Source organism: Sphingomonas sp. GW821-FHT10F11 (assembly GCF_058809095.1).
The window spans coordinates 598,374-604,373 of record NZ_JBXASH010000003.1 but is presented as its reverse complement, the minus strand read 5'-3'; the positions used below and the strand labels follow the sequence as shown (position 1 = coordinate 604,373).

9 protein-coding genes are annotated in these 6,000 nt (G+C 65.1%); 6 read left to right on the top strand and 3 right to left on the bottom strand.

The features are described from left to right. The first annotated feature begins 192 nt into the window (after window positions 1–192). A complete protein-coding gene (locus AC1RT8_RS13290; RefSeq protein WP_493076120.1) occupies window positions 193–729 on the top strand; it encodes a GNAT family N-acetyltransferase in 537 nt (178 codons plus the stop codon). Here the strand turns inward: AC1RT8_RS13290 and AC1RT8_RS13285 are convergent. Further along, window positions 726–1,202, bottom strand: coding sequence for a Fur family transcriptional regulator (locus AC1RT8_RS13285; RefSeq protein ID WP_372857177.1), 477 nt, complete (start codon window positions 1,200–1,202; stop codon window positions 726–728). The two genes, AC1RT8_RS13290 and AC1RT8_RS13285, sit on opposite strands and share 4 nt — an antisense overlap. 104 nt (window positions 1,203–1,306) lie before the next feature. Here AC1RT8_RS13285 and AC1RT8_RS13280 point away from each other — a divergent pair, with 104 nt between their 5' ends. Further along, entirely contained in the window at window positions 1,307–1,573 is a 267-nt protein-coding gene (locus AC1RT8_RS13280; RefSeq protein WP_493076119.1) for a hypothetical protein, read from the top strand. A 4-nt stretch (window positions 1,574–1,577) separates the two neighbouring features. Here the strand turns inward: AC1RT8_RS13280 and AC1RT8_RS13275 are convergent, their stop codons facing one another. Continuing rightward, the gene (locus AC1RT8_RS13275; protein ID WP_493076118.1) at window positions 1,578–1,973 is read right to left on the bottom strand and encodes a MerC domain-containing protein; all 396 of its coding nucleotides are present in this window, start codon (window positions 1,971–1,973) and stop codon (window positions 1,578–1,580) included. Between the two features lie 120 nt (window positions 1,974–2,093). Between AC1RT8_RS13275 and AC1RT8_RS13270 the strand changes: the two genes are divergently transcribed. The 4 genes from AC1RT8_RS13270 to rpsI all read left to right on the top strand — a co-directional run bounded on the left by AC1RT8_RS13270 (window position 2,094) and on the right by rpsI (window position 4,594). After that, on the top strand, window positions 2,094–3,131 hold the full coding sequence (locus tag AC1RT8_RS13270) for a COX15/CtaA family protein (protein ID WP_493076117.1): 1,038 nt from the start codon (window positions 2,094–2,096) through the stop codon (window positions 3,129–3,131). Next, window positions 3,128–3,448, top strand: a complete 321-nt coding sequence (cutA, locus tag AC1RT8_RS13265; RefSeq protein ID WP_493076116.1) for a divalent-cation tolerance protein CutA — start codon at window positions 3,128–3,130, stop codon at window positions 3,446–3,448. Before AC1RT8_RS13270 ends, cutA begins: the two co-directional genes overlap by 4 nt. A gap of 118 nt (window positions 3,449–3,566) precedes the next feature. Beyond that, window positions 3,567–4,046: a 50S ribosomal protein L13 gene (gene rplM / locus AC1RT8_RS13260; RefSeq protein ID WP_465172302.1), complete on the top strand. Its 480-nt coding sequence runs from the start codon at window positions 3,567–3,569 to the stop codon at window positions 4,044–4,046. Further along, window positions 4,046–4,594 carry a 30S ribosomal protein S9 gene (gene rpsI / locus AC1RT8_RS13255; RefSeq protein ID WP_372857172.1) on the top strand — a complete coding sequence of 183 codons (549 nt, stop codon included), beginning with the start codon at window positions 4,046–4,048 and terminating at the stop codon, window positions 4,592–4,594. The genes rplM and rpsI overlap by 1 nt, the downstream gene beginning before the upstream one ends. Window positions 4,595–4,654: 60 nt before the next feature. On the opposite strand, the gene AC1RT8_RS13250 is transcribed toward rpsI, so the two are convergent. Then, window positions 4,655–5,920, bottom strand: a complete 1,266-nt coding sequence (locus AC1RT8_RS13250; RefSeq protein ID WP_493076115.1) for a dipeptidase — start codon at window positions 5,918–5,920, stop codon at window positions 4,655–4,657. Window positions 5,921–6,000: the final 80 nt, after the last annotated feature.

Sequence of the window (6,000 nt, the reverse complement as noted above, 5' to 3'; positions counted from 1 at the left end):
TCGGCAAGCTGCCGAAGCTTCGCCGCAGGAAGGGCCCTCAGATCGGCGGGCGTGTGCACCGTGTCCAGCAACGGCGTTTGAGGAACGTCAGACATCGCATCTGCTTAGCGGAGGCGGACAGGGGTGTCGATTGCCGTGGACGCATACGCCGCTTCTTGACGGCACCTGCACGAGATCGCGACAATGCTGTTTATGGACTTCACCCACCGCCTCGCGACCGAAGCCGATATTCCGGCGATTCGCACCCTGATGGATCGGGCGATCGATGCGCTGCAAAGCCCTTTCCTGTCACCCGAGGAGGTCGCGGCAAGCCGATTGAGCATGGGCCTGGACAGTCAGCTCATCGCCGACCGGACCTATTTTCTGGTCGAGACAGCGGACCGCCTGGCCGGGTGCGGCGGCTGGAGTCGCCGGGCGACCCTTTATGGCGGCGATCACAGCGCGGCGTTGCGCGACCCCAAGCTGCTCGATCCGGCAAAGGATGCGGCGCGGATTCGGGCGATGTACACCGATCCGGATTTCACGCGGCGCGGCGTGGGCCGGCTTGTGCTGCGGCTATGCGAGACGGCCGCGCGGGAAGCGGGATTTGCCCGGGCGGAGATGATGGCGACGCTCGCCGGCGAACCGCTCTATCTCGCCTGCGGCTATGCGCCGATCGAGCGGGTGATGAAATTATCGGCAGAAGGGCCACCGGTTCCCGGTGTGCGCATGGGCAAGACGCTGGCTTAAGCCGCGTCCTCATGCTCGCAATCGGCGCATTTGCCGCGCACCTCGATCACCGGCCGCACCGGCGAAAAACCAGCTGCCTCGGCGGCTGAGCGCACGCCGCTGGTGATGCGGTCATTGTCGAGGTGAGTCGTCTGGCCGCACGTGTCGCAGACCAGGAAGATGCAATCGTGCAGGCAATCCGGGTGTGCGTTGGCGACATAGGCGTTCGAGCTTTCGACTCGCCGCGCCAGGTTCGCGCCGACGAACAGGTCGAGGATGCGATAGACGCTGTTCGCGGCGACCCGGCGCCCCTCGGTCTTCGACACCGCCTCGGCGATATCATAGGCGCTTGCCGGCTTGTCGAAACCCGCGAGCGCCTCGAAGATCTGGGCGCGCATCGTCGTCCACTGCTCGCCCGATTTCTCGAGCGTCTCGCGCGCTGCCTTGGAAAGGTCTGCGCCCTGCGGTTCGTGATGGTGATGATGTGCGGCCATGGGGATCAATTTAGGCACTGCCGCCCCCCGCGGCAAGCGCAGTGCTGGGGTGGCGGGCATTCAGCGATCTGGCTTGATTCAATATCGTCGCAGTTGGTGGCAGCGTGGATCGGACGGCGCCCTTCCGGGGTGCCGACTCGCTCTTTCTCAGTGTTGAACAAGGAGAATTCCGACTGGCCGATCCTGGCTGTTCGCTGGCTGTTCGCTGGCTGTTATTCGAGAACAGCCAGCATGGGCGCAAGCAATTGAAACCGCGCCGCAAATTCGGGATCGGAATCCAACATAACAGCCAGCAAAAAAATTATCGGCCAGGAACAGCCAGAAATCCCGTCTTTGATTCGACCTATGGCAGGGCCGCCGGCCCCGGCTGAATATTCAGTAAGTCGCCCGGCGGTTCAGATCATGACCGAGCGCGAGGATCGCGACGCCGATCAGGGTCCAGACCGTCTCGGTACCGCCGTCATGCGGCATGCTGATCGCGCCGGCCATGATGCCGAGGCCGAGTGAGCCGACCACCGCGGGCATCATATAGCCATGCGCGAAGATGCCGCGGCCGAGCGCGAGCACGCCGAAGCCGATCGCGACGGTAAGGCCGATCTCATGGAACAGCGGATTGAGCAGCAACCCACCCGCCGACGCGGCGAGCGCCAGAAATACCGAACTCGCCAGGCAGTGCACCGCGCACAGGCCGGACAGGCCGATCGCGAATCGATCGAACCGCGACTCGACCCACTCGAAAGCGGGGGAATGGGAATGGACATGCGTCGTCATTGCGGGGGTCATTTGGCACAATGCGGACGAAGTTACAATATATCATCGGCGATTTTTTCGACGAACCGATCGTCGCAATCCCGAATCGACGCGCGCATGCGATGGGTCTAGAGGCGGACCATGCTTCAGGCTTCTTCGCTCGCCCATCCATCGCGGCCGCGCGCCCTTGCCGTGTGGCTCTTTTCGGTCGCCGGATTGATCGTGCTGATGGTCGTGATCGGCGGCATCACGCGCCTGACCGAATCGGGCTTGTCGATCACCGAATGGAAGCCGATCAGCGGCATCATCCCGCCGCTCACCGACGCGGCATGGCAGGCCGAGTTCGCCAATTACAAGCGCATCCCGGAATACACCCAGATCAACAGCGGCATGACGCTGGCCGGGTTCAAGGCGATCTTCTTCTGGGAATTCACGCACAGGCTGCTCGGCCGCCTGATCGGCATGGCCTTCGCGCTGCCCTTGCTGTGGTTTGCGGTTCGCCGACGGATCCCGCCCGGCTATGGCTGGCGGCTGGTCGCCCTGCTCGCGCTCGGCGGGCTTCAGGGGGCAATCGGCTGGTGGATGGTCGCCTCGGGCCTGTCGGTGCGCACCGATGTCAGCCATGTCCGGCTCGCCGTGCATCTGATCACGGCCTTGGTATTGCTGTCTGGCCTGGTGTGGACTGCGCTTGACCTCCGCGCGCTGGCGGAGAGCCGCCTTGCAGCCCCCGCCTCGCTCAAACCACTTGCGGTGGTCGCGCTGGCGCTGCTGTTCAGCCAGATCATGTTCGGTGCCTTCACCGCCGGGCTCGACGCGGGTTACGCCTTTTCGAGCTGGCCGCTGATGGGCAGTTCGCTGTTCCCGGCGGGCGTCGCCTTTATCGAGCCGATCTGGCGCAACGCCGTCGACAATCCGGTGGTGGTGCAGTTCATCCACCGCTGGTTCGCCTTTGTCGCGGCGACAGCGCTGATCATGCTGGCGCTGCGGGCAATTCGCCAGGGTGGGGTTATCGCCGGCCGGCTGCTCGTCTGGCTGGTGGTGCTGCAAATCCTGCTGGGCATCGCGACTTTGCTCAGCGGCGTACAGATCGTCATCGCCATCGCGCACCAGACCAATGCCGCGCTGACCCTGATCGCCGCGACCTTTGCCGCCCATTCGATCGGTCGCGCGACGCGGTGAGCAGGATCCTGCTCGTCCGGACCAGCTTCGGCAGTGCCGCCGAAGCCGCTCGCGTCGCCCGTGCGATGATCGAGGATCGCCTCGCCGCCTGTGCCTCGATCGAGCCGATTCGCTCGATCTATCGCTGGCAGGGCAAGGTCGAGACCGACGACGAGACCGCGGTCCTGTTCAAGACCACCACTGACCGCGCCGCCGCGCTGAAGGCGTCGATCACGGCGCAGCACAGCTACGACCTGCCCGTCATCGAGGCCTGGGAGGCCGATGTCGACCCGGCGGTGGGCGAGTGGATCTACGGGGAAACGATGCCGGTATCCTGATACCCGTCATGAAACCGGCCTTTCGCTTGACTTTTTTGGGCCTTCCTCACATTAGCCCGGCATCAGCGCCGTCCCGTGGGGGCGGCGCATGTCGTTTGAACGAAAGAGGTCTGGCCCCATGAAGGCGCTGATGAAGACCACCAAGTCGGTAAAGCCGCACGAGGTGGAGAAGAAATGGCATATCGTCGATGCCGACGGCCTGGTGGTCGGTCGTGCAGCCTCGATCATCGCCAACGTCCTGCGCGGCAAGCACAAGCCGAGCTTCACCCCCCATGTCGATTGCGGTGACAATGTCATCGTCATCAACGCGGACAAGATCCGGTTCACGGGCAACAAGCTCAAGGACAAGATCTATTACCGCCACACCGGCTATGCCGGCGGCATCAAGGGCGTCGCAGCGGGCAAGATCCTCGAGGGTCGTTTCCCGGAGCGCGTCCTGGAAAAGGCGATCGAGCGCATGATCCCGCGCGGTCCGCTCGGCCGTGAGCAGATGCGCAACCTGCGCGTCTTCTCGGGCAGCGAGCATCCGCACGCAGCGCAGAACCCCGAAGTCCTCGACATCGGTTCGATGAACCGCAAGAACAAGGTGGGCAATTGATGTCCGACAATCGTCAGTCCCTTTCCGATCTCGCGAACCTGACCAGCCAGCCGGCACCGGTCGCAGCCACGTCGACGGTTCTCGCCGGTGACGAATATGCGCCCGCCGCTCCTGTCGTCGTCCGCGAGCCGATGCCGCTGCGCGAGCAGATCCTCGACAAGTTCGGCCGCGCCTATGCGACCGGTCGCCGCAAGGACGCCGTCGCCCGCGTCTGGATCAAGCCGGGCACCGGCAAGATCACGATCAACGGCCGCGACCAGGAAGTGTATTTCGCACGTCCGACGCTGCGCCTCGTCATCAACCAGCCGTTCGGTGTCGCCGAGCGTGACGGTCAGTATGACGTCGTCTGCACCGTCAAGGGCGGCGGGCTTTCGGGCCAGGCCGGCGCGGTCAAGCATGGCATCAGCCAGGCGCTGACCAAGTTCGAGCCGATCCTGCGCGCGCCCGTCAAGGCCGCCGGGTTCCTGACCCGCGACAGCCGCACGGTCGAGCGCAAGAAGTACGGCCGCGCCAAGGCACGCCGCAGCTTCCAGTTCTCGAAGCGCTAAATCGCTCTCGATTTCGCGAAACAGGGCGGTCCGGCAACGGGCCGCCCTTTTTCGTTGGCGCTATTTGACCTTGTCGAGGGCCGCTACCGTCCCGGTCTCGGCGGGCACATCCTTCAACGCCGCCGCGGCGCGCTCGGCGCCTTCCATGACGCGCAGCACATTGCCGCCCGCCAGCTTGGCGATATCGGCATCGCTCCAGCCGCGCCGCATCAGCTCGGCCAGCAGCGCCGGATAGGTCGCGACGCTGTCGAGCCCATCGGGCAGCTCCGGCAGGCCATCGAAGTCGGACCCGATCCCGACATGGTCGACACCCGCCACCTTGGCGATGTGATCGACATGGTCGGCGACCATCGCCAGCGTTACCACCGGCTTGGGATGCGCCTTGTCCCATTCGGCCAGGGCCGTCTTGGCCGCCTCGGGCTGGCCGAGATAGAGGCCGCTGAACGGCGGGGCATTGTAGCTGGCGATCTCGCCGGCGCGCGCCGCGTCCCAATGCCGCCGCGCCTCGGAGATATAGCCCGGCGCGAAATTGACCATCACCACGCCGCCATTCTTCGCGACCAGCCCGAGCACCGCATCTGACACGTTGCGCGAGTGATCGCACAGGGCCCGCGCGCTCGAATGCGAGAAGATCACCGGCGCCTTCGACACGCGCAGCGCGTCGATCATCGTCGCCTCGCTGACATGGCTGAGATCGACCAGCATGCCGAGCCGGTTGAGCTCGCCGACCACTGCCTCGCCGAATGTGGTCAGGCCGTCATGCTGCGGATTATCGGTCGCAGAATCCGCCCAGGCGATGGTGCGCGAATGGGTGAGCGTCAGATAGGAGGCGCCGAGCCGGCGATAGGCCCGCAGCACCGCGAAGCTGCCATCGATCTGCCCGCCACCTTCGACGCCGAGCATCGAGGCAATCCTGCCCCTGGCATGGATGCGACGGACATCGGCAGCGGTGACGGCCGGCTCGAACACGTCCGGATAACGGGCGAAGATGCGCTGCATCAGGCCGATCTGCTCGATCGTCGCCACGACCTGCTCGGTCTCGGGCAAAGCCGCGGAAACATAGACCGACCAGAATTGCCCGCCGACATGCCCGGCGCGCAGCCGATCGATGTCCGTGTCGTATTTCACCGGATCGAGCTTGTTCAGGTCGATCGTCCAGCGCTCGTCTCCCGCCTTCTCCACCAGGGTCTCCGCCCAGTCGTTATGGCCATCGATGAGCGGCGTCCGGGCAAGGACTTTCGCGATGCGCGCATCGATGTCGGCTGTCTTGTCGGGGGCCGCGGCGAGCAGCAGCGGCGCGAGGCCGAGCAGAAGGGCTGGTTTCATGCCGCGAGCATAGATCGCGGCGCCGGCGCGGCAAGCGCTTCGCGAGGAGTCGCCGATGGGCCCTCCCCTTTTCCAACGCG